This is a genomic window from Porphyromonas sp. COT-108 OH2963, assembly GCF_000768895.1.
GTDB lineage: Bacteria > Bacteroidota > Bacteroidia > Bacteroidales > Porphyromonadaceae > Porphyromonas_A > Porphyromonas_A canoris.
Genome location: NZ_JRAP01000007.1, coordinates 16,985 through 42,360, shown reverse-complemented (window position 1 = coordinate 42,360; position 25,376 = coordinate 16,985). Strand labels below are relative to the sequence as shown.

General features: G+C 44.7%; 22 protein-coding genes. 13 read left to right on the top strand and 9 right to left on the bottom strand.

The genetic code is table 11. The features are described 5' to 3' along the window. Positions 1–415: 415 nt before the first annotated feature. The 6 genes from HQ39_RS03005 to HQ39_RS02980 all read right to left on the bottom strand — a co-directional run bounded on the left by HQ39_RS03005 (position 416) and on the right by HQ39_RS02980 (position 7,084). Complete coding sequence (locus HQ39_RS03005; RefSeq protein WP_036845060.1) at positions 416–991, bottom strand: 30S ribosomal protein S16; 576 nt, start codon at positions 989–991, stop codon at positions 416–418. 103 nt (positions 992–1,094) lie between these two features. Then, entirely contained in the window at positions 1,095–2,642 is a 1,548-nt protein-coding gene (locus tag HQ39_RS03000) for a TolC family protein (protein WP_052079388.1), read from the bottom strand. A gap of 18 nt (positions 2,643–2,660) precedes the next feature. Then, positions 2,661–3,764, bottom strand: a complete 1,104-nt coding sequence (locus tag HQ39_RS02995) for an efflux RND transporter periplasmic adaptor subunit (protein WP_036863624.1) — start codon at positions 3,762–3,764, stop codon at positions 2,661–2,663. Between the two features lie 56 nt (positions 3,765–3,820). Beyond that, positions 3,821–5,092, bottom strand: a complete 1,272-nt coding sequence (locus HQ39_RS02990; RefSeq protein WP_052079387.1) for an ABC transporter permease — start codon at positions 5,090–5,092, stop codon at positions 3,821–3,823. 27 nt (positions 5,093–5,119) lie between these two features. Next, the gene (locus tag HQ39_RS02985) at positions 5,120–6,406 is read right to left on the bottom strand and encodes an ABC transporter permease (protein ID WP_036863621.1); all 1,287 of its coding nucleotides are present in this window, start codon (positions 6,404–6,406) and stop codon (positions 5,120–5,122) included. Positions 6,407–6,424: 18 nt separating this feature from the next. Next, positions 6,425–7,084 carry an ABC transporter ATP-binding protein gene (locus HQ39_RS02980; protein WP_036788960.1) on the bottom strand — a complete coding sequence of 220 codons (660 nt, stop codon included), beginning with the start codon at positions 7,082–7,084 and terminating at the stop codon, positions 6,425–6,427. A 225-nt stretch (positions 7,085–7,309) separates the two neighbouring features. On the opposite strand from HQ39_RS02980, the gene HQ39_RS02975 reads away from it, so the two are divergent. The 5 genes from HQ39_RS02975 to HQ39_RS02955 all read left to right on the top strand — a co-directional run bounded on the left by HQ39_RS02975 (position 7,310) and on the right by HQ39_RS02955 (position 12,469). Continuing rightward, the gene (locus HQ39_RS02975; protein ID WP_152565493.1) at positions 7,310–8,365 is read left to right on the top strand and encodes a helix-turn-helix transcriptional regulator; all 1,056 of its coding nucleotides are present in this window, start codon (positions 7,310–7,312) and stop codon (positions 8,363–8,365) included. A 217-nt stretch (positions 8,366–8,582) separates the two neighbouring features. Further along, on the top strand, positions 8,583–9,269 hold the full coding sequence (locus HQ39_RS02970; protein WP_036788964.1) for a phosphatidylserine decarboxylase family protein: 687 nt from the start codon (positions 8,583–8,585) through the stop codon (positions 9,267–9,269). Positions 9,270–9,286: 17 nt separating this feature from the next. Further along, a complete protein-coding gene (pssA, locus tag HQ39_RS02965) occupies positions 9,287–9,949 on the top strand; it encodes a CDP-diacylglycerol--serine O-phosphatidyltransferase (RefSeq protein ID WP_036863618.1) in 663 nt (220 codons plus the stop codon). Positions 9,950–9,959: 10 nt separating this feature from the next. Further along, positions 9,960–10,241, top strand: a complete 282-nt coding sequence (locus HQ39_RS02960) for a hypothetical protein (protein ID WP_036863617.1) — start codon at positions 9,960–9,962, stop codon at positions 10,239–10,241. 11 nt (positions 10,242–10,252) lie between these two features. Next, positions 10,253–12,469 (top strand): heavy metal translocating P-type ATPase, encoded by a 2,217-nt coding sequence (locus tag HQ39_RS02955; protein WP_052079386.1) that lies wholly within the window; start codon positions 10,253–10,255, stop codon positions 12,467–12,469. A gap of 372 nt (positions 12,470–12,841) precedes the next feature. On the opposite strand, the gene HQ39_RS02950 is transcribed toward HQ39_RS02955, so the two are convergent. Next, a complete protein-coding gene (locus HQ39_RS02950; RefSeq protein WP_036788970.1) occupies positions 12,842–13,288 on the bottom strand; it encodes a nucleoside deaminase in 447 nt (148 codons plus the stop codon). 51 nt (positions 13,289–13,339) lie between these two features. Between HQ39_RS02950 and HQ39_RS02945 the strand changes: the two genes are divergently transcribed. After that, entirely contained in the window at positions 13,340–13,711 is a 372-nt protein-coding gene (locus tag HQ39_RS02945) for a YraN family protein (RefSeq protein WP_052079385.1), read from the top strand. Positions 13,712–13,713: 2 nt separating this feature from the next. Here the strand turns inward: HQ39_RS02945 and HQ39_RS02940 are convergent, their stop codons facing one another. Both HQ39_RS02940 and miaB read right to left on the bottom strand, forming a co-directional pair. Next, positions 13,714–14,718, bottom strand: coding sequence for a glucosaminidase domain-containing protein (locus HQ39_RS02940; RefSeq protein ID WP_036863616.1), 1,005 nt, complete (start codon positions 14,716–14,718; stop codon positions 13,714–13,716). Positions 14,719–14,735: 17 nt separating this feature from the next. Beyond that, positions 14,736–16,106: a tRNA (N6-isopentenyl adenosine(37)-C2)-methylthiotransferase MiaB gene (gene miaB, locus HQ39_RS02935; RefSeq protein WP_036863614.1), complete on the bottom strand. Its 1,371-nt coding sequence runs from the start codon at positions 16,104–16,106 to the stop codon at positions 14,736–14,738. A gap of 277 nt (positions 16,107–16,383) precedes the next feature. Here miaB and HQ39_RS02930 point away from each other — a divergent pair, with 277 nt between their 5' ends. From HQ39_RS02930 to HQ39_RS02900, 7 genes are all read left to right on the top strand, one after another. Beyond that, positions 16,384–16,848, top strand: a complete 465-nt coding sequence (locus HQ39_RS02930; RefSeq protein ID WP_036863611.1) for a hypothetical protein — start codon at positions 16,384–16,386, stop codon at positions 16,846–16,848. Between the two features lie 101 nt (positions 16,849–16,949). Then, the gene (locus tag HQ39_RS02925; RefSeq protein ID WP_036863608.1) at positions 16,950–18,446 is read left to right on the top strand and encodes an acetyl-CoA hydrolase/transferase family protein; all 1,497 of its coding nucleotides are present in this window, start codon (positions 16,950–16,952) and stop codon (positions 18,444–18,446) included. Between the two features lie 107 nt (positions 18,447–18,553). Continuing rightward, positions 18,554–19,846 carry a serine dehydratase subunit alpha family protein gene (locus HQ39_RS02920; RefSeq protein WP_036863606.1) on the top strand — a complete coding sequence of 431 codons (1,293 nt, stop codon included), beginning with the start codon at positions 18,554–18,556 and terminating at the stop codon, positions 19,844–19,846. A gap of 896 nt (positions 19,847–20,742) precedes the next feature. Beyond that, on the top strand, positions 20,743–21,372 hold the full coding sequence (locus HQ39_RS02915) for an HU family DNA-binding protein (protein ID WP_036845093.1): 630 nt from the start codon (positions 20,743–20,745) through the stop codon (positions 21,370–21,372). Positions 21,373–21,467: 95 nt separating this feature from the next. Then, positions 21,468–23,807, top strand: a complete 2,340-nt coding sequence (topA, locus tag HQ39_RS02910) for a type I DNA topoisomerase (protein WP_036863604.1) — start codon at positions 21,468–21,470, stop codon at positions 23,805–23,807. Next, on the top strand, positions 23,804–24,547 hold the full coding sequence (gene tsaB / locus HQ39_RS02905) for a tRNA (adenosine(37)-N6)-threonylcarbamoyltransferase complex dimerization subunit type 1 TsaB (RefSeq protein ID WP_052079384.1): 744 nt from the start codon (positions 23,804–23,806) through the stop codon (positions 24,545–24,547). Before topA ends, tsaB begins: the two co-directional genes overlap by 4 nt. Before the next feature lie 48 nt (positions 24,548–24,595). Beyond that, positions 24,596–25,369 carry an SDR family NAD(P)-dependent oxidoreductase gene (locus HQ39_RS02900; RefSeq protein WP_036863602.1) on the top strand — a complete coding sequence of 258 codons (774 nt, stop codon included), beginning with the start codon at positions 24,596–24,598 and terminating at the stop codon, positions 25,367–25,369. Positions 25,370–25,376 lie beyond the last annotated feature (7 nt).

Here is a 25,376-nt window from a genome sequence, read left to right as displayed (position 1 = left end):
TTGGCATTCAAGGTGATATGTTCTTCTTGAAGAGTATAATCTCCACAAGAATACAAAATTAAAAGTGTCGATCCAAGAAAAAATGATTTGTTTTTCTTCCCGAAAGCACTAAAGGTTTCTGGAAAAAGCACTAAAGGTTTCTGGAAAAAGCACTAAAGGTTTCAGGAAAAAGCACTAAAGGTTTTGGAGAAAAGCACTAAAGGTTTTGGAGAAAAGCACTAAAGGTTTCGGGGAAAAGCACTAAAGGTTTCGGGGAAAAGCACTAAAGGTTTCGAGGAAAGTACCTAATCTTTTTAGAATAAAAAAAAGAGGCTGCACCAAACTTGCATTTGATACAGCCTCTTTGTGGCTCTATTTATTTAGAATAGCTTCTATTCTCTAAATAGCTTCGAGTGTTGAGAGATAAACTCTGAGATTAAGCTTCTGCAGGAGCTTCTTCTTCAGCAGCAGCCACTTCTTCTGCTGTGCCTTCTGCTTCAGCTGCGGCTTCTTCAGCAGCAGCTTTTGCTGCTTCTTGTTTAGCCTTTTCTTCTGCAGCCTTCTTTTCTCTTAGAGCTTCGGCTTTAGCCTTGTTTACTTCTTTTTCTGCTTCAAGACGTTGCTTTGCTTCAGCGTTCTTTGCTTCCACAAGCTTTTGTCGCTCTGCTTGGAAGCCTTTTACCTTTGCTTCTTTCCAAGCGTCAAAACGTCTTTGTGCTTCTTCAAGAGTAAACTTCTCTTTCTTAACACCTCCAAGGAGGTGCTTCATGAGCAGAACACCTTCTCTTGAGAGGATGTTTCTTGTAGTGTCTGTAGGTTGTGCGCCTACGTTCAGCCAATACAATGCTCTTTCAAAGTTCAAATCCACTGTAGCAGGATTGGTATTTGGGTTGTAAGTACCCAAACGCTCAATGAATTTACCGTCACGCGGTGCTCTGCTATCTGCCACCACGATTCTGTAGAAGGGATAACCCTTGCGACCGTGTCTTTGCAATCTAATCTTAGTTGCCATTAATTTTGAAAATTAAGAATGTGAATAATTGATTTGTACGGCTTCCTCCCGTGAGCTACGCGTAACTCGGAGGAAATCAGGCACAAAGGTACGTTTTTAATTTTTATTCTGCAAGAGAAAGATCTATCACTCCCGTATTGAAGTATTTAAGGGTGATGGTACGCATCAAGCGGTTGTAGATAGCTCGGATATGCGTGGCTTTTGCTTCGGCATATTTATTCTTGACGATCTCCCATTCGTAGCTGCTAATCCTCCCCGCATCAAACTCCAATCCTGCAAGGCGAAGACTCTCTTTGGCATATTCTTCGTTGGATTTGGCTTGCTTGTGCTGTTCGATGGATTTGTTCAGGTCTATTTTTGCCAGAGATATGTTTTGCTCTTCTTCTGCCTGCTTTATCTTCAGGTCGTTCTCCATCTGCCGTTTTTGCAGAGTTGCACGCTTGATACCGCTTCTGATCTGTCCTTTCGAGAATATCGGGATGTTTAGAGACAGTCCTATGTATGTACGTCCGTTGCTTTTCATCTGATCTGCAAACGGGATGTTCACTCCTTTGAGATTCTTATCGAGAGAGAAGTAGTATCCGTTGCTGTATCCGGCATTCATGGAGAGTGAGGGCCAAAGAGCGGCTTTTGCGCGTTTGATGTCATATTCGGCTTTGTCTACTTCTCCTTGTGCTAGAGCGATGGTGGGGGAGACCCAGTTGAAGTTTTTTGTCTCTGCATCGCTCAGGAGAAGACGTCCGAGGATTTCTTCGGCAGAAGTGGTCGCGATGTCGATGTTGGGATCTTTGCCTGCTCCCATGTCGAAGAGAAGGTTGGCTTTAGCTCTTTCTGCATCGGCTTTGGTTTCTGCTACGCTCAACTTGTCCGATCCTGCTTGGGTTTGGAGTTCCATCAGCTTGGATTCCGGGAGCTTTCCTGCCTTCACGCGAGCTTCTGTTTCGTTCAGGTTTTTCATTGTCAGTGCAAGGCGTTCTTCCGCAACCTGTACGATCTCTTTGGCAAGAAGCAGGTTGATGTAGCCTTCCACTATTTTTAGGGCAACTCTGTCTTCTGCTTCTCGTATGATGAATGGTGTCTGCTCGTGTGCGAGCTTGCTTTTCTTGTAGTGATACCATTGGGCTCCACCTTCAAACAGCGATAGCCCGGCTCCAATGGAGAATGACGTGTTACCGGAGCTGACATCTTTGAACACTCCCGATTTGTCTTGAGAGCGTCCGAAGGAGAGGGATTCTCCCACAGACCCGCCAAGATTGGGGGTGAATGCCATCTTGGAGTCTTTCAGTTCGATCTCGATGGCATCTATCCTGTTTTGAAGGTTTATCAACATAGGGCTGTGCTGCTTGGCATATTCGATACATTCCGACAGCTTTTTCTCCTGAGCTTCTGCCCGATTCAGGGGTAAAAACAGAGCCAAAATAAGGGAGAAAAATGGCAGGTATAAAGGTCTCTTAAAAAAGCAATAAAGGTTTCTTGAAAAAGCACTAAAGGTTTCTTGAAAAAGCACTAAAGGTTTTTGAAGAAAGCAATAAAGCTTTTTGGAGAAAGCTCTAAAGCTTTTTGAGGAAAGCAATAAAGAGCTCTTGAAAAGGGGGCGAGGTTTTTTGGAAAAAGGAGCGTTGGTCTCTCTGAAAAGGTATGTCGGTTTCATGACTTGTGCTTAAAATCTTTATTTCTTATTGCCTCTTATGATCTCATTTTCGGTCAGACCGGAAAGGACTTCCACTTTGAGTCCGTCCGATATTCCGAGCTGAACTTCTTTCTTTTCAAAGTCTTCTTCTTTGCTACCCCCTTTGGAGACGTAGACAAAGCTTTTGTCGCCTTCGTAGTAAACGCATTTTTCCGGGATGGTCATCACGTTTTCTTTCCTTTCCAAAATGATTTCGGCATTGCTGCTGAAACCGGCACGTATGCCTGTCAGGTCTGTTTTGTCCAGAGCAGCTTTTACTTCAAACATTACAGAGCCGGATGTCTGCACACCTTTGGGAGATACATACTCTACTGTCGCAGGGAATGTCTTCTTCGGCATTGCTCCTATTCTGATGGTAACATCGGCGCCCACCTTGATCTTTGCCACATCGCTTTCGTTCACATTACCTATGAAGAGAAGATCTTTGAGGTCTGCAATGCTTACGATGGTGGTACCTTCGTTGAAGTTGTTGGACTGTATGACGCTCTGACCGACCTTTACGGGTTGTTCCAAGATAAGACCCGAAACGGTGGCGCGTACAAGGGTGTTGTTGGAGCTTTTGGTGGATGCACTGGATCCTTTGCTTACCAGTTCGAGAGTCTCTTTGGCAGAGTTGTAGTCGATGGTTGCACGATCAAAAGCGGCTTTGCTCTCTTGGAATCGTTCTGTGGCAAGTACTTTTTGCTCGTAAAGAGATTTGTCTCTCTCGTAAACTTCTCTTACCTGATTCAGCTGTATAAGCGCTGTTTCGACTCTTGCCTGTGCATTTTGTACGGTGGCAATATCGGGGACCATCGCAATGCGGGCCACAAGCTCTCCGGCTTGTACCATCTCTCCGGGTTGCTTCAAAAGCTCGGCAACGATACCGGTCATTTGAGGTTTGATGAGGACAAGATCTCGTGGCTCGATACTTCCTGTAAGGATCGTGTTCAGCTCCACAGTGTCATTGGTGGTTGGGTTTAGGGTTTCGTAGGCAACAGTCTTGTTCCCGGTTTTGGAAATAATGGTTCCTACAACAGAGATGACTACTAAGGCAATCACAACGCCCAGTATCACTTTTAATACTCTTTTTTTCTTGCTCATGATGGTTTATGTTTTTGTGTTTAATGTATTCGGATTATAATAGTATGTGATTTGTTTTATTCATCTCTTATTGCATCTATGGCTTTCACCTCAAGGGCTTTGTAAACCGGAAGAAGGCCGGCAAGAATACCGGAGACCAAGACAATAAGTATTGAAATGATCAGGATATGAAGCTGAGGGTAAGGCGAGACGATAAACTCTCTGATACCGTTTATATTTTCTACCACACTTCCGATGCCGAGAGCTACAAGCAGACCAAGGAATAAGCCGGTAAAGCCTGCAAGAGAGATGATAAAAACAGATTCCAAGATAAACTGCTCGAATATATCTCTCGGCTTGGCTCCCAAAGCTCGGCGCACTCCTATCTCTCTCTGTCTTTCTCTTACCGTTACCAAAAGAATGTTGGAAACACTGATGATACCGGTAATGAGAGTTCCCATCCCTATAAGCCAGACTAAGATCTTTATGCCTCCCGTAATCATGCCGAAGAGACCAAAGATGATTCTCATCCCGGCAGAGATAAGCACATCTTTATCTTCCGGATGGATGTGGTACTTTCTTGAGAAATAAGAGAAAAGCTCCTCTTTTACTTCCTCTTCCGAAATATCCTGTTTGGGCGTTCCCAATAAAAGAACATTTGCTTCGGGGTTATCATTTGCCACGAATGGAAGGGGAATATAAGCAGAGTATGCCGAATTAGGGCCAAAAACCTGCATGTTCGCTTCCCCTGTTACTCCAATCACCCGGAAAGACATTCCTGAAACAAAAATGTGTTTGCCTAAAGCATCTTCCGGAGAGTCGAAGAGAGATTTTAAGACATTCATTCCAATGACGCAGACATTCTTCTTATCCACTATGTCTCTATCCGATAGAAGCCTGCCCGCAATCAATGTCGGGCGGTTTTCTTCCAAGTATCCTGTTGAGACACCCATCATATAGCCTCTGCCTTTCTTTTGAGTAGAGTTTATCGTACTCATCCAGCCTCCGTTCTGATTTTCCCAGATCATGGAGCAGACCACGTTGCTTAGTGTCTTGCTCTGTTTTTTGATTTGCAAATAATCATCATAGGTTGTCTCCAGCCTTCTATTGTTTTTATATCCTTGATAGGGGCGAGTGGTGGTGGAGAGCATATAAGCTGTGAGGTTGCTCGAAACGGACTCTATCTGTCTGTTCATCCCATTCTCCATCCCGATACCTATGCTTAGCAGTACTGTAAAGATGAACATCCCGAAGAAGACACCCATGGAAGTCATTACACTTCTACGCTTATTGGTGCGTATGGTGTACCATATTTCGGTCTGTCTTTCTTTGTCTAAAAAGTGTATCATAACTGTATATCTTTATATCTCACACCATTATTTCATATCTCTCATTGCCACAATAGCAGGTATTTTGATCGCTTTTCTTGCAGGAGCATACCCAGCTACGATACCGGCAATAATGAGAACAATGAGTGCTCCGAATGCTATTTGAAGATCCACTTGAGGGTCGGAAAATATGTACATTGACATATCATTATTGTCATTGGGAATGATTTGTTTACCCCAACCATTTCGCTCAAAAAGATCTCCGATCAGGTCTAATAACCCAACTCCTGCAAGAAGCCCGATCATCCCCGAAAAGACAGAGAGTATAATAGACTCTCCCAAGACAAGTGCCAATATATTGTAAGGTTTTGCTCCGAGTGCTTTTCGAATTCCAATCTCTTTGAAGCGTTCCTGTACAGTTACCTGCATAATATTTGATACCCCTACAACTCCTATTGTCAGCGTACCTATACCTATAACCCAAAGCAACATTTGAATACCTGAAAAGACTTTCTGTATTGTTTTGGCGTTTTGAGACGGATTGTCTATAAACATGGCTCCGTAATCGTCAGGGGATGCTTTTACAATCCTACAAATCTGAGATCGAAACTCATCCTCGTAGTCTGCCAACTTTTCTGATGATATGTGGGGATGTGGATAAGCCATAAGGGTTGAGAAAGAGAGGACATTGTTCGGATACGTATTGGCATAAGTAGCAAAAGGGATCTTATGAGTTCCTCTGCTGTATGCATCTATGTCTTGTCTTACTCCGATAACCTTAAACATTATACCATTTATAAGAACAGAGCTGTTTAGACACTCGTCCTTATTGGCAAAGATTTTAAGAATATCCTTTTCGGATAAAAGAATCACCTTTTGTCCCTCTTTCATTTCTTGAGGAGTGAACGTTCGCCCCATTACTATTGTTTCGGAGTTCTTTTCACGCTCTGCAACTGAAAGGGTTGTTATCTTCGCATCGCAAACACCATAGGTTGTACTTATTCTTGTAAAGTTATCTTGCACCGGTTCTATGGCATAGAAAATATTTTTATTCATCTCTCTCAGGAGATCCAGTTGTGCCGGTTTGAGAGAAAGAGACCTGCCTGCCTGATAACCGGCATAAGGCTCTTCCGTACTCCATAGATAGACTTTGACATTTGCTTCAAGCTGTCCTAACTCTCCCGCTGTTTTGCGAATTCCATTTTCAACTCCTTTTCCGGAACCCAAGAGAAGAATCAATATGATGATTCCCCAAGCAATAGAGAATGCGGTAAGAGCACTTCTTAGCTTATTGTTCCGTAGAGAGTGGAATAACTCTTGAAAGAAAGAGATCATATCTTGTATTGTTTAAGATTAGATGATAAGCCCGTCACGTATATATATGGTACGTTGGGTTTCTTCTGCCACGCTTCGTTCGTGCGTTACAATGATCATGGTCATATTTTCCGAAGCATTGATCTCTTTCAGTAAGTTGATCACCTCTGTGGTCGTAGTGCTATCCAATGCACCTGTCGGCTCATCCGCTAAGATGACAGATGGTTTGGAGATCAAAGCTCTTGCAATAGCTACACGTTGCTTCTGTCCTCCGGACATTTCATTCGGTTTGTGATGACTCCAGTCCAGCAAGCCTACTTTATCCAAGTATTCGTGTGCTCTTTTTATTCTTTCTTTTCGCCCGATTCCTTGATAAAACAGAGGCAGTGCAACATTTTCCGCAGCAGTCTTAAACGGAATGAGATTAAAACTCTGAAATACAAATCCTACATCTTTCCCTCGTATGGCTGCAGCTTCTTTTTCGGATAAGTTTTGGATAAGTTTTCCATTGAGTCTGTAATATCCCTCATCGTAAGTGTCCAGGATACCGAGTATATTCAGCAATGTACTTTTGCCTGAACCGCTCGCGCCCATTATGGCAACCATCTCTCCTTTTTCCACTTCAAGGCTGACACCTTTAAGTACATGTAGTGGTTGAACTCCCGGATAGGTTTTGTGTAGATCTTTTATCTGTATCATGATGTTTGGTATTTGATGCAAAGGTATAATATCATAATGAATTATGCAATACATAGTACGGATATATTTTTATTACATTAGTAATACTTTGTACTCTTATTAGTTTAGATATTAAGACCTAAAAGAATGTAATAGCTTTGATTGATAATACTTTATAGAATAAATAGCTATATTTGTCTTGCTCAATAGAGCAGAGAAAAAATTTTAAAAATAGTGGAACAAAAAGTGCTTAATTCTATTCCCGAACATATCCTACAACGAAAAGAGCGTATGCGGACCTGCCTTACATACCTTAAAGAAGAGGGCAAGGTTCCCAGCCTCAAGGAGTTGGCAGACAGGCTTTCTCTGCCTCCGGGAAGTGTGCGCTCAGCTTTTCACGACTCTTCTCGCTTTCTTAGTGAAAAGTTTATAGACTCTTTTTTGAGCGTTTTTCCGGGTACATTCTCTAAGGCATGGGTTATGGAAGGAGTGGGAGAGATGCTTTTGGCACAAACGCCACAGCCTTACACCGCAAAATCTTCTAAGGAAGGAGCCACACGTAGTGAGCGTTTTACCTACATTATGAAGCAGGAAGGGGAGAATTATCAAACATTAGCTCAAAAACTTTCAGGTATTTCTCAAACAACGCTTTATCGTATCTCAAAAAGGCAGAGTATCCCACACGAAAAGACCTGCGACAAGCTTCTGGAGGCTTATCCATACTATAGCAGACTATGGCTGCTGCATGGCAGCGGACCTATCTATAACGCTCAGTGGAATGATGCTATCCCTAACATCGACGACTCTAAACGAGAATACCTGAGGAGCAATGCCACTTTCTATGACAATGTACATCAGATGTATGTCCCTTTTGTCCCTATTCACGCCTATGCCGGAAAACTCAATTCGTATGAAGACGAAGTTTTTTTGGAAAGTTTGGAGCATAAACCTGTATTGGCGGATCAGAAGTATTTTGGGCATTATCTCTTATTTGAGGTCAAGGGCGACTCTATGACGGATGGATCTATGAACTCCATCCTCGATAAAGATATTTTACTTTGCCGAAGCATCAAACCGGAATATTGGCTATCGAAGCTGCACACGCATCATTGGCCCTACTTTCTTTTTGTAACTGTTTCAGAGGGATTGGTACTTAAATCTATTAAAGAACAAAACATAGATAAAGGATACTTTGTACTCTCATCTCTCAATCCGATGTTTGAAGACATCAAGATAGAGATGAATGACATCAGAGAGATCTATAACGTGGTACAGCTTGTGTCCCGAAAGTTCAAGCGTTAGGCTCTACTCTCCAAAAGAAGAAAAGTCATCTCTTACGGGATGACTTTTTTGTAGAAGTAGGTTTTGAAAAAAGCTGCTGACCGGAATAAAAAAGGAAGAAAGATATACCTGCTTTTTTCTTAAATATCTCGGCTGCCACGTAATTCTCTCAAAAAATGTATCTTTGTATTTAGTAGGAAAAATCCTGCTGTACCACAATTAAGAGACGTAATATATCATCATGAAGCTTAGACGCAATAAAAAAATAAAACTGCATAGAGAAGGAGTTGGACTTCTTGCAGGCACGTTTGTTCTATTTTTCTTTGTTGTGGCATATCTGTATGCCTTTGTAGAGAATAAGCTGGCATTCTATATTGTTACTCCCATAGCTCTTATTTTATTTCTCTTGGAGGTCAACTTTTTTCGTTCTCCATTGAGAAAATATGGTCAGGATACAGCCAAAAAGATTGTAGCGCCTGCTGATGGTAAAATTGTTGCTGTGGAAGAAGTTTATGAACCTGAAGTATTGAAGTGCAACTGTATTCAGATATCGGTTTTTATGTCTGTATTTAACGTTCATGCCAACTGGTATCCGGTCGATGGTTTTGTCAGATTGGTCCGTCATCATCAAGGTAGATTTATGGCTGCTTATCTCCCTAAGAGCAGTGTTGAGAATGAGCGTTCTACGGTAGTGATAGAGACTGAATGCGGACGGATGATTCTTGCTCGGCAGATTGCAGGGGCGGTAGCCAAGAGAATCATAACCTACGCCAAAGAGGGAGAGGAGTGCTATATAGACGAACACATGGGCTTTATTAAGTTTGGCTCTCGTGTGGATGTTTATGTCCCGTTGGACAGTACCGTAAAAGTAGAAATAGGACAAGTCGTCACAGGTAATCAGACTCTTTTGGCAGAGTTGTCTTAATATTCAATTGAAAAACCATGAAGAAACATATACCTAACCTTCTTACGCTTTGCAATGCTCTGTGTGGAGCCATGGCTGTGGCTATGGCCGGTGCAGAGCTTTTCCATTGTGCTGTCGGACTCATTGCCATTGCAGCCGTATTGGATTTTCTGGATGGCTTCGCTGCCAGGATGCTAAAGGCCTTTTCTCCTATTGGAAAAGATCTCGACTCTCTTGCTGATCTGCTCTCTTTCGGAATAGCTCCGGCATTTATGTTATTCAAGATTTTAGAGCCGTATGTGGGATGGACAGCTCTTTCGGTTATGGTCATTGTTGTTGCTTCTGTATACAGACTGGCAAAGTTTAATAACGATCCACGCCAAAGCTCCACATTTATGGGTTTGCCAACTCCTGCCAATGCAATGTTCTGGATTGGTATGGTGATGTTTTTTAAGGACAACTCTCAGTGGCTCAACTTAGGCTATATGCCATATTTGGTCATTGGTATAGCCGTACTATTTAGTTACCTTTTGGTTTCTGAAATACCAATGCTGTCTCTAAAGAAAAGAAGTGTCTGGATTTATGCCTTACTTGTCATATCTGTCGGTCTGATTTTTGTATTTGGTATGCTTGGATTCTCTCTGGCAATATTCTTGTACATTCTTCTTTCGTTAGCATTATGTAAACACATATACGAGTAAGACAAAGATTATGGAGATAATATTAGGCATATTCACAGCACTATGCTTGTACTACCTTGTAAGATATATCATAGAAAAGAAATACGGATCTATACAGGGATTTTTTATCAGCCGTCTGGCAAAACGATTTGCAGAGCAAGCCTCCAGATATTCTCAAGCAGGAGAGTCTCAAAAAAGAGGACGAAGGCAGCAGAACACAGAGACACAGAAGCCGAAAGACTCTGTTTCTGTGATTCGAAGTGCCGGTATGGACAAAAAAAATGCTGAGTACGCCGAATATGAAGAATTGTAAAAGATATTGATATGAGTCGGAAACAAAATAAAATTCACAAAGGTCATATAGAAGGGCTACACTGCGCAGGCTGTGTAGCCTTTGCTACAAAAACAGCACAGGAAATAGAGGGAGTAGAGGAGGTAAACATCTCTCTGCTTCATAAAACCATAGAGATTTCCGTTGCCAAACATGAGCAGGCAGATACCGTAAAGAGTGTACTCCACGAGGCAGGTTATGATGTAACATGGGATGGTCAGCCTCAAGAAGAGCTTCTTGAAGATAAAAGTATTCTGATCAGGATGATTACCGCCATTGTTATGGCAGTACTGCTCATGGGAATTCATCTGATGCATGGTTTTCATTGGCATCCTCTTCCAAAAGTGGTAGAAGATACAGCAGCACTTCTTTTTGCATCTGTTTCGTTTGCCTACTGCGCATTGCCATACCATCAACGGGCCTTAAAGATGCTAAAGTTAAAGACAACCAATATGGATACGCTCATAAGTCTGAGCATCTCCGTGGCATACTTCTTTAGCATATATATCATACTCTCTTCTCACTTACGGGGAGAGGCCTCTCATGATACGATGCACTATTTTGATGCCGTGGGTATGATTGTGGCTTTTGTACTCGTTGGAAAAAGATTGGAAGAGAGAGCAAAGCAGCAGACTACCGTGGCTTATAGAGAGCTTATGGGTAGAGTGCCGCAACAGGCTTCTGTAAAAAGGGATGGAGAGTTTGTTTCTGTTCCAATTTCCGAAGTGGTGGTAGGAGATATTCTACGTCTTAGACAAGGAGAATATGTGGCTGTCGATGGTGTTGTCATGGAAGGGACTGCCACAGTGGATGAGAGCACCATAACGGGCGAACCCATTCCAAAGCTGAAGGATGCCGGTGATGCTCTGTTTGCAGCAACGGTTTCCACATCCGGATTACTGGAGTATCGGGCAGAAGTAGTAGGGAAAGAGACTCTTTTCGGCAAGATATTGGAGGCGGTTAAAAGGGTTCAAGGCATGCAGGCACCTATTCAACGCATTGCGGATAAGATTGCTTCTTACTTTGTTCCCGTAATTCTTCTTTTGGCTCTACTCACCTTTGTGCTATGGAGTGTATCCTCTATCCCCGGCTCTGTATCCTTAGGACTCTTTTTTGCAGTTTCGGTACTTGCCATTGCTTGCCCTTGTGCAATGGGATTGGCAACACCTACGGCGATTACGGTTGCAGTGGGAAGAGCTGCCAAAGAACACCTGCTGATCTCAAACGTGGTCGCATTGGAAAATATGTCCGGAGTTACTGATGTGGTATTGGATAAGACAGGCACGCTTACCTTGGGACGCCCTCAGGTCGTGGCTTCTCTGTGGTGGGGAGAAAAAGAAGCAATAAAGAGAGTGGTGATAGAAGCCGAACGGAGAAGCACTCATCCATTGGCAGAAGCCATTATAGAACGGCTCTCCGTAGGACTCACAGAGAGAAAAGAGGTCTCTCTTACCGGCTTTGAAGAAAAGATCGGCAAGGGACTTGAGTTTGAAGATGTACAAGGAATAAGATACAAGATCGGCAGTGCGGAGTATGCCGATGCTCCTACGAAGAATCCATCGGAGAAGTCCGTCCTTTCGGGTTTTCTGCTTTCGCATCCCAATGCCACCTTTATCTATCTTTCCCGAAACGGCTATCTTACGGCTGTATGGGCTATTGAAGACTGTTTGAAATCTACCGCAACGTCATTTATACAGGATTTGAAGTCCGGTAACATCACGCCTCATCTTCTTTCCGGAGACAGAGAAGAAGCTGTAAAAGCACTTGCGCTTAAGCTGGGGATAGATAAATATAAAGGAGGTTTAACACCGGAGGACAAGGCGGAATATCTTCGAGCCTTAAAAGGAAAAGGTAAAAAGGTGGCGATGATTGGCGATGGTGTCAACGACTCTCCCTCTATGGCTGTTGCGGATATCAGCATAGCCATGGCCACCGGAAGTGATATTGCCAAAGAGGTTTCCGATCTTACGGTCATAGGTACTACTCTTACACCGATATCTACATTCATCAATCTCTCCAAGAGAACGAAGAGAATCATATATGAAAACTTCGCTTGGGCATTTCTCTATAACCTTGTTGCCATTCCGATGGCTGCGGGAGTGTTCTATCCGAAACTCTATATCTCTCCTCTCTGGTCAGCCGGAGCCATGGCGATGAGTTCGATTATTGTCGTTGCCAATAGTCTCCGCTTGAGAAGAGTAAAACTTTAGGATAGAAAGATCAGCTTGATCATAAATAAAAAGGGAGGTAAATTCTTTTTCTGAATTTTACCTCCCTTGATTTTTTCCAACTCTTATCTTTCTTGTCGTAGCCATATCTATTTTATTTGTTGTACACGTTTACTTCTTTGCATGAACCTTTATAGAATCTGAAATCAAGGTGCGAATCCCTCAAATCATGCTTTGGTTTCCGGCAATCAAGCTGCGATGGTTGCAGACCGAACCTTGATTTGCAGAATTGTTAAGCTTTATCTCCCTTTTTTAGCGTGATAACAACATTTTATGAATGGGTTAAGATGAGAAAGAAAAGCGGTTGCCGAAAAAGAGAGAACGGACAACAGAAGAGCCACGAGAGTAATACGCTTACCGACGCTTGGCAAAAAAACTTTTCATCAGAGCAGCACACTCCTCCTCAAGAATGCCTGTTGTAAGCTCCGTTTTGGGGTGAAGAATTTTATCTGAAACGGCACGAAATCCGAATTTAGCCTCAGGAGCGCCAAAAACCACTCTGCCAAGTCTGCCCCATTTGATGGCTCCGGCACACATGACGCAAGGCTCTATGGTAATGTATAGAGTACAATCCGTAAGAAACTTTGCTCCTAAATGCATTTGGGCAGCAGTGATGGCAAGAATCTCTGCATGTGCCGTTACGTCGCATAGCTGCTCCGTTCTGTTGTGTTCGGATGCAATGATCTTTCCGTTGGAGACTATCACTGCTCCAATAGGAACTTCATTCTCTTCGTATGCGACAGTGGCTTCTCGCAGAGCCGCACGCATAAAAAACTCATCGGAAAGTAAGTTGTCTTGCATATTTTATACGTTTTATATTTACATTTGCCTTTCGGAATAAGACTTCGGATAATGGCAAGGCACAATCAATATGGTAGTATCGGAGAGAAGTATGCAATAGATACTTTGACGGATATAGGGTTCAATATCCTCGATACCAATGTTAAGATCGGGCGGTATGAGATAGACATTATCGCAATGGAAGGGGATGTGCTTGTCTTTATAGAGGTGAAGTCCAGAAACAGTCTGCCTTCGGCTCTTGGGATTGAAGAAATTATACCTTCCGGTAAGCAGCGCCACATCTTATCTGCAGTGGATCTCTATTTGCACTCTTCTACCATAGAGTATAGAGATGTCAGGATAGACTATTTCTTTGTCTGCGATAATGATATAAAGGCATTAGAGTATCTACACGTTCGTAATGCTCTAATGCCTTTTGTCTGATCTTATCTCAGCTTCAGAATATCTCCTTCTGTCGGCAGGTATTCATCGTTCAGCTTGTTTAGCTTGTACAAGCTGCTTAGCTTGATGCCATATCTTTGCGAAATGGTATGGATGCTTTCTCCAACGGAGACAATATGTTCAAAATGTGGAGGCTGTGCTCTGGAAAGCTTCGGTTGAAGATATACAATGTCTCCGGCAGCAAGCGGATAACCTGCCGGAAAATCGTTGTAAGCGGAGAGCTTTTGTTCGGAGATCTCATACTCTTGAGCAATAAAAGCCAGGTTGTCTCCTCTTTCTGCAATGATGTAGAGAAGATTGCCGTTGAGATAGGGCTGACGTTCTCCTTTTGCATTTCTCGTTTTTTCTTCAACCACAGGTCTGCTTGTCTTCTGTTCCGGAAGATATGGATTGACTCTCTCTATCTCCTTTTGAGGTCTGTTGTATTCGTAATATCTGCTCACATTTCCTTGGTCTACAAGATACAGCCGATAGTCTTCTATAATCTTGATGAGCTTATTGGCATACGCTTTATCCGTGGCATATCCCGCTCTTTGCAGACCTTTAGCCCAGCCTTTATAGTCGCTGACATCGAGCTGGAATAGGGGAGCATACCTTTTTCTTTTTAGAAACTCCGCATGGTCTGCAAAGGACTCTTCCGGAGAGTTGTAGGCTCTGAAACACTCGTTGGGTCTGTCATCCGTATGAAATGTTTTGGCTCCTCTCCAGGAGTTGTGGCATTTGATACCGAAATGATTATTGGCTTTCCTTGCCAATGTAGACTGTCCGGCTCCGCTTTCCAAGAGTCCTTGTGCCAAAGTTATGCTCGCCGGAATGCGGTATTGACGCTGATGCTTGTAGGCTAAAGGCGCATAGCGTTGTATGTAGGCGTCATATTTGGAGTTGATACCTCTTGTCCCTTGCGGTGTTGGTGGGGGAGCGACCTGTCTGGGAGCAGAGCAGGAAGCGAGTAGGAGTACTATAAAGCAAAGAATGTAAGAGTGTTTCATACGGAATTTATTTGGTGTTAAACTTCTATGGCTTCACCTTTCAGGGTTGCGGATGTTGCTTCTGTTATGCGTACCTGGGCAAGCTGACCTATCCGGTAGGAGCCTTTATTGAATACGACCACTTTGTTTTGTTGGGTACGTCCGAAGAGTTGATCTCTCGACTTTTTTGAGAATCCCTCTATGAGTACTTCAAAAACTTTTCCGATGTCTTGCTTATTGCTTTTTTCGGAAAGTTCGTTTTGTAGATTGATCATTCTCTGAAGACGATCCAACTTCACCTCTTCCGGAACATCGTCCGGAAGCCTTTTTGCTGCATAAGTACCTGGCCTTTCGGAGTATTTGAACATAAAAGCAGAGTCGTATCCTACCTCTCTCATGAGGTCGAGAGTCTCTTGAAAGTCTTCTTCTGTCTCCGAATGGAAGCCACAAAACATATCTGTAGAAATTCCACAGTCCGGCATTATGGATCTTATTTTACTTACTCTGTCCAGATACCATTCTCTGGTATAGTTTCGATTCATTACCTTCAAGATCTTGTTGCTTCCGCTCTGAGCCGGCAGGTGTATATGCTTACATATATTATGGTACTTGCTCATGACAAGCAGTGTCTCGTCGCTCATGTCTTTGGGATGAGGAGAAGTAAATCGGATTCTCATATTGGGAGCTCGGAGTGCTATCAATTCCAACAACTTCGCAAAGTTGATCTCCTCTCCTTCCGGAGTGGTATAGAGATAGGAGTTGACATTCTGTCCTAAAAGAGTAACTTCTCTATATCCTTTTTCTTTCATGTGATCTATCTCATTCAGTATGCTTTGGATAGATCTGCTTCGCTCTCTGCCGCGAGTATAAGGTACGATGCAGTAAGTACAGAAGTTGTTGCACCCTCTCATGATGGATAGAAATCCGCTGATGTGAAGTTCGCTCATTTTCAGAGGGATTACATCCTTGTATGTCTCTTGAGTGGAAAGCTCTACGTTTATTGCTTTCTCTCCTTTCTCCGCAGCACCGACAAGGTTCGGGAGATCCATATAAGAATCGGGACCTACTACGAGATCTGCGTTATGATTATTGATAAGATCTTCCTTGACTCGCTCGGCCATACATCCAAGCACACCAAGTACAACTTTCCTCCCGGACTTCTTTCTCATGTGGTGTAGCTGCTCCAATTTGTTCAAGACTTTGGTTTCGGCATTTTCTCTGACCGAACAAGTGTTGATGAATATGGCATCTGCTTCGTCCATGTTCTCTGTTAAACCATATCCGTCAGTCTCCATAATAGATGCCACAACCTCACTGTCTGCGATGTTCATCTGGCATCCATAGGTTTCTATGTATAGTAATTTTACGTTGTTTGAGTTTTTATAGCCTTTGTTTTTTGTATTAATCATGGGATGAAATTAAATTTTTTGTCTTATCTCTATTTGCGAAATAAAAATATTCAAAGTATTTGTTGGATCAAAATATTATTATTAACTTTGCACGCAAACGCATAAGATTTTTCATAGTTAAGGTTTTGGTTAATTACATGAAGGGCTTAGACCGTGAGGTTTGAGCCCTTTTTTCTTTATCTTTGTAGGGAAATAAATAGAATTATTTGCGAGGGGATAAAACAATTCATACATTTGGGGGCAAATGTACGAATAAACTCCTATAAGATAATAAGGTATGGGTGCTTTTATAATGCTGGCTACAATCTTCGGGCTGATCGGATTCTTCGTGAAGCAAGTTTCTAAACAGAAAGAGAAAGCACAGGACGAAGAGATTGGAACGGACGATGTCTTTGACTGGAATTTCTTCGGTCAAAAGAGCGTAAAGGGCTTGTCTGATGAGATCTTTAGACTCAAAGAGAAGAGTGTAAAGCCAAGTCTTGATATTGCAGGCAATACGAAAGAGGTCTTTCAGCAACCCCCTTTGGATGTAGTTCCATCTCATTCGATCCGGCAAAAGTATGACTTCAAGGCGGAGACAGAAGGGAAAAGTTTTCGAGCAGAATACAGATTCGAGCCGGAGGAAGAGAAGCGACCGGAAAGTCTTCAAGCCCGATCGGAGAGAGAGGATTATATCCCTGACAACATTGAGGAGTGGAGACGCGCCATTATCTTTTCCGAGTTGTTGAAGCGCAGATTTTAGCTCAACAAAACCACAGAAAGACTAAGAGAGGAGAGACAAAGCCTCATAAAGTAGAAGAATAATACATAGACATAACCATATATCAATTATTAAATTAGCTTATGGCATTGAAATTCATGACCGCAGAAGAGGCTGCGGTATTGGTAAAAGACAACGACAACGTAGGTTTTAGCGGATTCACTGCAGCCGGTTGTCCTAAGGTTGTTACTAAGGCAATAGCGGACCATGCAAGAAAAGAGCATGAAGAAGGACGTCCTTTCCGCATAGGAATGTTTACCGGAGCGTCATCGGGAGACCGAATGGATGGAGAGTTGGCACGAGCAAATGCGATAAAGTTCAGAACCCCTTACCAAAGCAATAAGGATCTTCGCAATCTACTCAACAGTAACGGCACATCTTACGTCGATATGCACCTTTCAATGCTCCCTCAATATCTTCGTTATGGTTATCTGGGAAAGGTCAATGTTGCCATTGTGGAAGCCTGCGACGTAACGGAAGAAGGGGAGATCGTGCCGACTTCTGCGGTGGGAATCCTTCCTACCATCTGTCGTTTGGCAGACAAGATCATCGTGGAGCTCAACGACAAACACCCGAAAGAGATTCGCGGCTTGCACGACCTTTACGAGCCGGCAGACCCTCCTGTTCGCAAAGAGATACCTATATATAATGTAAGAGACAGGATAGGAACGACCACCATAAAGGTAGATCCGGAAAAGATCGTTGCAGTGGTCAAGACATCCGAGCCGAATGACGAAGGAGGCTTTGCTCCCCTTGACGATGTAACAAGAGCCATCGGAAAGAATGTTGCAGACTTCCTTGTGAAAGAGATGCGCGAGGGTCGTATGCCTAAGGGCTTCCTACCTCTTCAGAGCGGTGTGGGTAATGTAGCCAATGCCGTGCTTGGAGCTTTGGGAGACAACCCCGATGTTCCAAACTTCGAGGTCTACACCGAAGTGATTCAAGACTCCGTGATCAGCCTTATGAAGAAAGGGCGCGTAACGTATGCGAGCGGATGTTCTCTTACCGTTTCCCGCGATGTGATACAGGAGATCTATGCCAATCTCGACTTCTTCAAGGACAAGATCGTTCTTCGTCCGCAGGAGATTTCCAACAATCCCGAAATCGTTCGTCGTTTAGGACTCATCACCATCAATACGGCTCTCGAAGCGGATATTTTCGGTAACGTAAACTCCACTCACGTTCTGGGCACAAAGATGATGAACGGTATCGGAGGGTCGGGAGACTTTACCCGTTCCGCATATCTTTCCATCTTTACCACACCATCTACGGCAAAGGACGGAGACATCAGCGCGTTCGTTCCGATGGTTTCTCACCTGGATCACTCCGAGCACTCGGTGAACATCATTATTTCCGAGTATGGTGTTGCCGATCTTAGAGGGAAAGCACCGAGAGAAAGAGCTGAAGCGATCATCGAAAACTGTGTACATCCGGACTATCGTCCCGTTTTGCGCGAGTATCTGCAGCTGGGCGTAAAGGGACACACACCTCAGTGCCTGAGTGCCGCATTTGCCTTCCACGAACAGTTTGCAAAGACCGGCAGCATGAAGAATGTCAAGTGGGCAGACTACACAAGATAACCGCGCTTGTATTTATACATTATATGATATACCATCAGAAAGATATACCCATCTCTTTTTCGGAAGAAGGTGGGTATATTTTTTCTTAAACGAAGCTATTACTATTTATGAAAGCAGAGACAAGAAAAGAGATAGATGCTCTCATACAGAGTGAGATAGTGCCGGCAACGGGCTGTACGGAACCCATTGCCGTAGCCTTCACCACCGCTGCTGCGGCAGAGCTGTTGGACGATGCCCCCACGCAGATAGACGTTTATCTCAGCACGAATGTCCTCAAGAATGCGATGGGAGTGGGCATTCCCGGCACGGGCATGATAGGTCTTCCCATTGCCATTGCGCTCGGAGCCATAATAAGAGACTCTTCCATGGGGCTCAACATCCTTGGCGGCATCTCTCCGGAGCTGGTCGAAAAAGGCAAGCAGCTCCTTGATAACATATCCATTAAAATCGGGCTGAAACAAGAGCCCGTGGACAAGCTCTACATCGAGACCGTCATCACCACGCCGAGCGGAACAGCTTCCGCCGTGGTGGAGCATCTCCATACCAACATCATAAAACTCATCAGAAACGGCGAGACGCTCCTCTCCCGATCTTCCGAAGAGACCTCCGGCGGGAGAGAAGAAGAGACAGACGGACACATCATGCTCGACTACGACCTCGTCTACCGCTACGCCATGGAAGCGCCCCTCGAAGAGATCCGCTACATCATAGGAGCCGCCGAGATGAACAAGAAAGCATCCGAGGAGTCCTCACAGGGCGACTTCGGGCACGGCATCGGCAAGATGCTGACCTCCCCACTGGCGCACCACCTCATGGGCGACACCGTCTACACCCGGGTACTCTCCATGACCGCGAATGCCTGCGACGGCCGCATGGGTGGCATGCCCATCCCCGTCATGAGCAACAGCGGCAGCGGCAACCAAGGTATAGCCTCCTCGCTCCCCGTCTACAGCTACGCCAAAGAGATCGGAGCCTCTGAAGAACAGATGGCGAGAGCCATCATGCTCAGCAGCCTCATGGTCATCTACATCAAGCAGTCTCTCGGCAGGCTCTCCGCCCTTTGCGGATGCGTCGTGGCAGCCACCGGATCCGCCTGCGGCATCACCTACCTCATGGGAGGCACCAAAGAGCAGATCGGGTATGCCATCAAAAACATGATAGCCAACATCACCGGTATGATGTGCGACGGAGCCAAGCCCGGATGCGCCCTCAAGGTAGCCACCGGAGTATCGTCCGCCATGCTGGCTGCGATGATGGCAATAGAGCAGCGAGTGGTAACCTCCACCGAAGGCATCATCGACAATGACGTGGACAAAACCATCCGTAACCTCACCCTCATCGGTGCCGATGCGATGCAGCAGGTGGACAAGGTCGTGCTCGACATCATGACCACGAAGTAGGGGGGAGGAGTCCCAATTCGCGTGAGCAATCTTCTGTGGATCCTATTGCTCCGTCGCTTTCACTTACCAGAACATCCTTGCGGAAGCATCCGAAACACCTTCCGCCAACCATGAAAATTCCATGCGCATAGAGAAGTCTATGTGCATGGAATTTTTTTCGTGGATAAGAGGGAGAAAACTTGCGTACGTACGAAAAAAACTTGCGTGTAGGCACAGAAAAAAATCTAAAGGATTGCTTGGGATGTATCAGAAGATTGTCGGGAAAGCAGTAAAGGATTATCGGGGAAGTAGTAAAGGATTAGCAGGAGAGTAACAGAGGATTGGTAGGAAAGCACTAAAGGTTTCAGGCAAAAGTTCCTAAGGATTCCCTTGAAAGTTCTTAAGGATTTCCTTGAAAGCTCTTAAGGATTTCCTTGAAAGCTCTTAAGGATTTCCTTGAAAGTTCCTGAACATCAATCTGAAAGCACCTGAACATTAAATTGAAAGTTATTGAGTAAAAGTTTGAAAGATAATGAGTAATAGTTCTGTTATTATTGATCAATTCTATATTTCACGGCGAGAAACGAATATTTCACGGCGAGAAACGAATATTTCACGGCGAGAAATATAGAATTGGTTGGTAACAAATCAATTTTATGTAAATTATTTATTAACTTTAGGTCGGTTATTTCTTGACTTTGGGTCGGTTATTTCTTGACTTCGGGTCGGTTGTTTCTTGACTTCGGGTCGGTTGTTTCTTGACTTCGGGTCGGTNTTTCTTGACTTCGGGTCGGTTATTTCTTGACTTTGGGTCGGTTGTTTCTTGACTTCGGGTCGGTTGTTTCTTGACTTTGGGTCGGTTGTAACAGAATTTATATTCACTCATTTTTTTATCTGTACCAAATCACTCCTTTACTATGGCTAAGTATGTGATGAGAGAAAATCCCGGACTTTTGGGAGAGGGAGCAAGGAGAAAGGTCCCGAAAATGGTGGTCGAACACCAATACTCGCTGCGAGATTTGGCGGAGGAGATCGCCAAGAGATCGACGTTTTCGGTGGGCGAAGTGGAGGGTTTGATGCTCTCTGTGGCGGATGCTCTCGCGGGGCGGATCGCCGATGGTTATTCTGTCAAGATAGACGGATTGGGGTCGTTTTCGGCAAAGCTCGGCTTGAAGAAGGGCGCAGAGCTTCGGCGACAAAGCGGTAGCATGCCCAATGCGGCGAGCATCGAGATAGCGGGGCTGAACTTCAGGGCGGACAAGGAGCTGCTCCGGAGAGCCAACAACCGGTGCCGGCTGGTGCGCACAAAGGGGCAGAAGTATGCGGATCCGACGGCGGGTAAGGAGGAGCGGCTGGAGATGTTGCTCGGTTTTCTGGAGAGACATTCCTGCATCTCGCTGCAGCAGTATGCGGTGATGACGAGGATGTCGAAGCGGTCGGCAAGAAAGGAGCTGGGAGAGTGGGAGAGCGATAAGCGAATCTTTCGGAGAGGAAAAGGACCGAGCCTGATATTCCTCAGGGCGGGCGAAGATTTTGCTCGTGAGTAGATTATGTTTAATTTTGCCAACTCGAAGGGCTTTTCGCAGCCTCTCGTTGTGTTTTTTTTTGGACGAAAAACAGATATTAAGTAAGGATCAATTCTATGGCAAGAAACCTGGTGATAGTGGAGTCGCCCGCAAAGTCGAAGACTATAAGTAAAATACTGGGAGAAGATTATAAGGTGATGTCCAGCTACGGACACGTCAGAGACCTGAAGAAGAAAGGACTGGGGATAGATATTGAGCATCGGTTCGCTCCGCAATACGAGGTGTCGGAGGATAAGGTCAAAGTGGTGAAGGAGCTGCAAAAAGCCGTGCAGGAGGCAGAAACGGTCTGGCTCGCTTCCGATGAAGACCGCGAGGGAGAAGCCATCGCCTGGCATCTGTATCAGATATTGGGGCTGAAGGACAAACAGACGAAGCGAATCGCTTTCCACGAAATCACGCGAAAGGCTATTCTTGAAGCCTTGGAGTCGCCAAGAGATATAGATTATGACCGTGTGGATGCCCAGCAGGCAAGACGGGTGTTGGACCGAATCGTCGGCTTTGAACTCTCTCCGATCCTGTGGCATAAGGTGCGTCCGGCTCTCAGCGCAGGACGTGTGCAGAGTGCCGCCGTGAGAATCCTTGTCGAAAGAGAGCGCGAGATTCAGGCATTCAAGCCGGAGAGCGGATTCCGAATAGTGGCAGAGCTGAAAAACGCATCGGGGCAAAGCGTGAAAGCAGTAATGGAGCACAGACCGTCGCAGCCCGAACAGGCGGAAGCGGTGCTGAGTGATCTGATCGGATCGAGCTACGTGGTGAGCGATATTCAGGTGAAACCGGGCAAACGGACACCGCCTCCCCCCTTTACGACCTCCACATTGCAGCAGGAAGCTTCTCGTCTGCTCGGATTTTCCGTTACTCAGACAATGGTCGTGGCACAAAGTCTGTACGAGAATGGTCATATCACTTATATGCGTACGGACTCGGTGAATCTCTCTTCTTTTGCCATCGCAACAACGGCAGAGACCATCGAAAAGCTCTATGGCAAGAGCTATGTCAAGAAGAGAAACTTTACGACCAAAACAAAAGGAGCACAAGAGGCACACGAAGCCATCAGACCTACAAACATAGAACACGATACCATCTCCGGAACAAGTGCGGAAAAGAAGCTCTACGACCTTATACGCAAACGGACAATGGCCACGCAGATGAAGGATGCAGAGCTTGAACGTACCGTAGTGGCGGTGAAGACAGCGTCTCCATACCTTTTCTATATACGCGGAGAACAGGTGAGATTCGATGGATTCCTGAAGGTATATCTCGCAGGAACAGATGACGATAACGGCACATCCGCCGATAGGGAAGAGACAGATGCTCTGCTCCCGGCGATGAGTGTCGGCGATGCACTCTCGGCAACCTCCGTGGAAGCAACCCAGAAGTTTACACAACGTCCGGCAAGATATTCCGAAGCGGCTCTGGTGAAGAAGCTGGAGGAGTTGGGTATAGGAAGACCAAGTACCTATGCCCCAACCATTCAGACCATCCAAAAGAGAGAGTACGTGGATAAGCGTACCATACCGGGTGTAGAGAGAGAGTACTGTGTGCTCACTCTGAAAGGCAATAAAATATCCGCCAAGACCAAGCAGGAGTCCTACGGAGCAGATAAGGGCAAGCTTGTCCCTACGGATATAGGAATAGTGGTGAACGACTTCCTTGTGGACGCTTTCCCTAAGATTCTCTCTTACGACTTTACGGCAAATGTCGAACAGGAGTTTGACGCCATCGCCGAAGGAGAGAAGCCGTGGATAGGCGTCATAGAACAGTTTTACTCGATATTCCACCCCAATGTGGTGGAAGTCATGGAAGCGAAGACAGAACGCAGAGTCGGAGAGCGTTACATAGGAGATGATCCTAAAACAGGCAGACCGATCTATGCTAAGATCGGAAGATTTGGCCCTCTGTTGCAGCTGGGTGATGCTCAGGCTGAAGGGGAAAAGCCGACATTCACTTCGATACCTTCTTCTCTGTCTATTGAGACAATATCTTTGGAAGAAGCACTGGAGCTGTTCAGACTTCCTCGCACTCTTGGTGAGTGGAACGAGAAAGAAGTACAAGCAAACAACGGCAGATTCGGCCCTTATGTCCGGTGGGATAAGCTGTTTGTTTCCATCCCGAAAGACATGGATCTGTACACCATAACAATGGAAGAGGCTGTGGCTCTCATCGAGCAGAAGATAGAGTCCGAGAAGAATAAAAGAATAGCCTCTTTTGATACTCCTCAAGGAGAGTTGCTCATCTTAAACGGCAGATACGGCCCCTATATAGAGTATGCCAAGAAGAACTATAAGATACCGAAGGCATATAAGCCCGAAGAGCTTTCCCTTGAAGCTTGTCTGGAACTGGTGGAAGAAGGTTCAAAGAAAAAATCTTCTAAGAAGAGTAGTAAGAAAAACGGATGATACCATATATATTATGTATAGAATCTGCCGCCAAGGAGTGTTCGATGGCTTTGTTGTGCGGAAAAGATGTCGTGGTAAGCAGGGAAGCAGCAGAGGGCGGGCACAATGCCAATCTCTCCGCTTTTGCAAATGAACTTATCGCCTTGATCCCTAAGGGCAAGCAATTAAGTGCCATTGCTGTTGGAGATGGTCCGGGGTCATATACCGGATTGCGTATATCTGCTTCTTTGGCTAAAGGTCTTGCATTCAGCCTGAATGTGCCTCTCATTGCGATCTCTTCTCTTAAGATCTTGGAGGAGAACATTCGTTCTAAATGTTTGGAACTACCCTCCGGTTATGCTATAACTCCCATGCTGGATGCCAGACGCATGGAAATCTATTCGGCTCTCTATCGGGAAGAAGAGGATGCTACTCCTCAAAGCTTTGTGATGGACAAAGAGGAGGATATCAACCGATTTCAAAGATTGGTGAAAGAAGCTTCGATGATCTTCTATGGAGGAGACGGAGCAGAAAAGATCAGACCACTGTTCAATAACTTATTTGCAGAAAAAGCAGTTTATGTAGACTCCGTTAAGCTTCATGCCTCAAACATGGCTTCTACTGCGCTTAAGTGTTGGGATAGCGGTTCTTTTGTAGATCTTGCCTACTGGACACCGAATTATCTCAAAGAATACAATGCTGTCGTAACAAGTAATAAGGTAATCGGAACGATGCCTAACAGCCTGACTCCCGACGCATAAATTTATTATCTTTACAACCATAGTACTCAATTTATTTGTAATCTAAATATGAACAAACCTACAATACTTGTAACGGGAGCAACATCAGGAATCGGAAGAGCTACCTGCATATTGTTGGCTCAAAGAATACCGGAGTGCACCATCATTGCGGCCGGAAGAAGAGATGAGCGTCTGCAAGAGCTAAAGCAGACAATAGAGTCCGAAACATCTTCTCGATGTATTACGTTGAGTTTAGATGTCCGAAATCAGAAAGATGTAGAGGAAAAACTCTCTTCAAACAAGGAGTTTAAGTTGGAAGATATAGACATCCTGATCAATAATGCAGGTCTTGCAGCCGGGCTTTCCACAGTAGATGAAGGTTCTATAGATCATTGGGAGAGAATGATAGATACAAATGTAAAGGGGCTTCTTTACGTATCAAAGCCGATCGTTTCTGCCATGAAGAAAAAGAGAACGGGACACATAATCAATCTCTCTTCTGTTGCCGGGAAAGATGCTTATACCGGTGCCGCGGTGTATTGTGCTACTAAATTTGGAGTGGAGGCTATTACCAGAGCAATGCGCCAAGAGTTGGTTGCTTATAATATTAAAGTGTCTTCCATCGCTCCGGGAGCTGTTAATACAGAGTTTTCTCAAGTACGCTTTGATGGAGATAAAGAGAAGGCAGATAAAGTTTACATCGGTTTTGATCCACTTTATGCCGAAGATATTGCAGAGTGTATTCTGTTTATTCTCACAGCACCGGATCATGTTAATATCGCAGATATGACAATTCTTCCTAAATCTCAAGCCGATTCCAGAATGATCCACAAAGAGTTATAACTATACC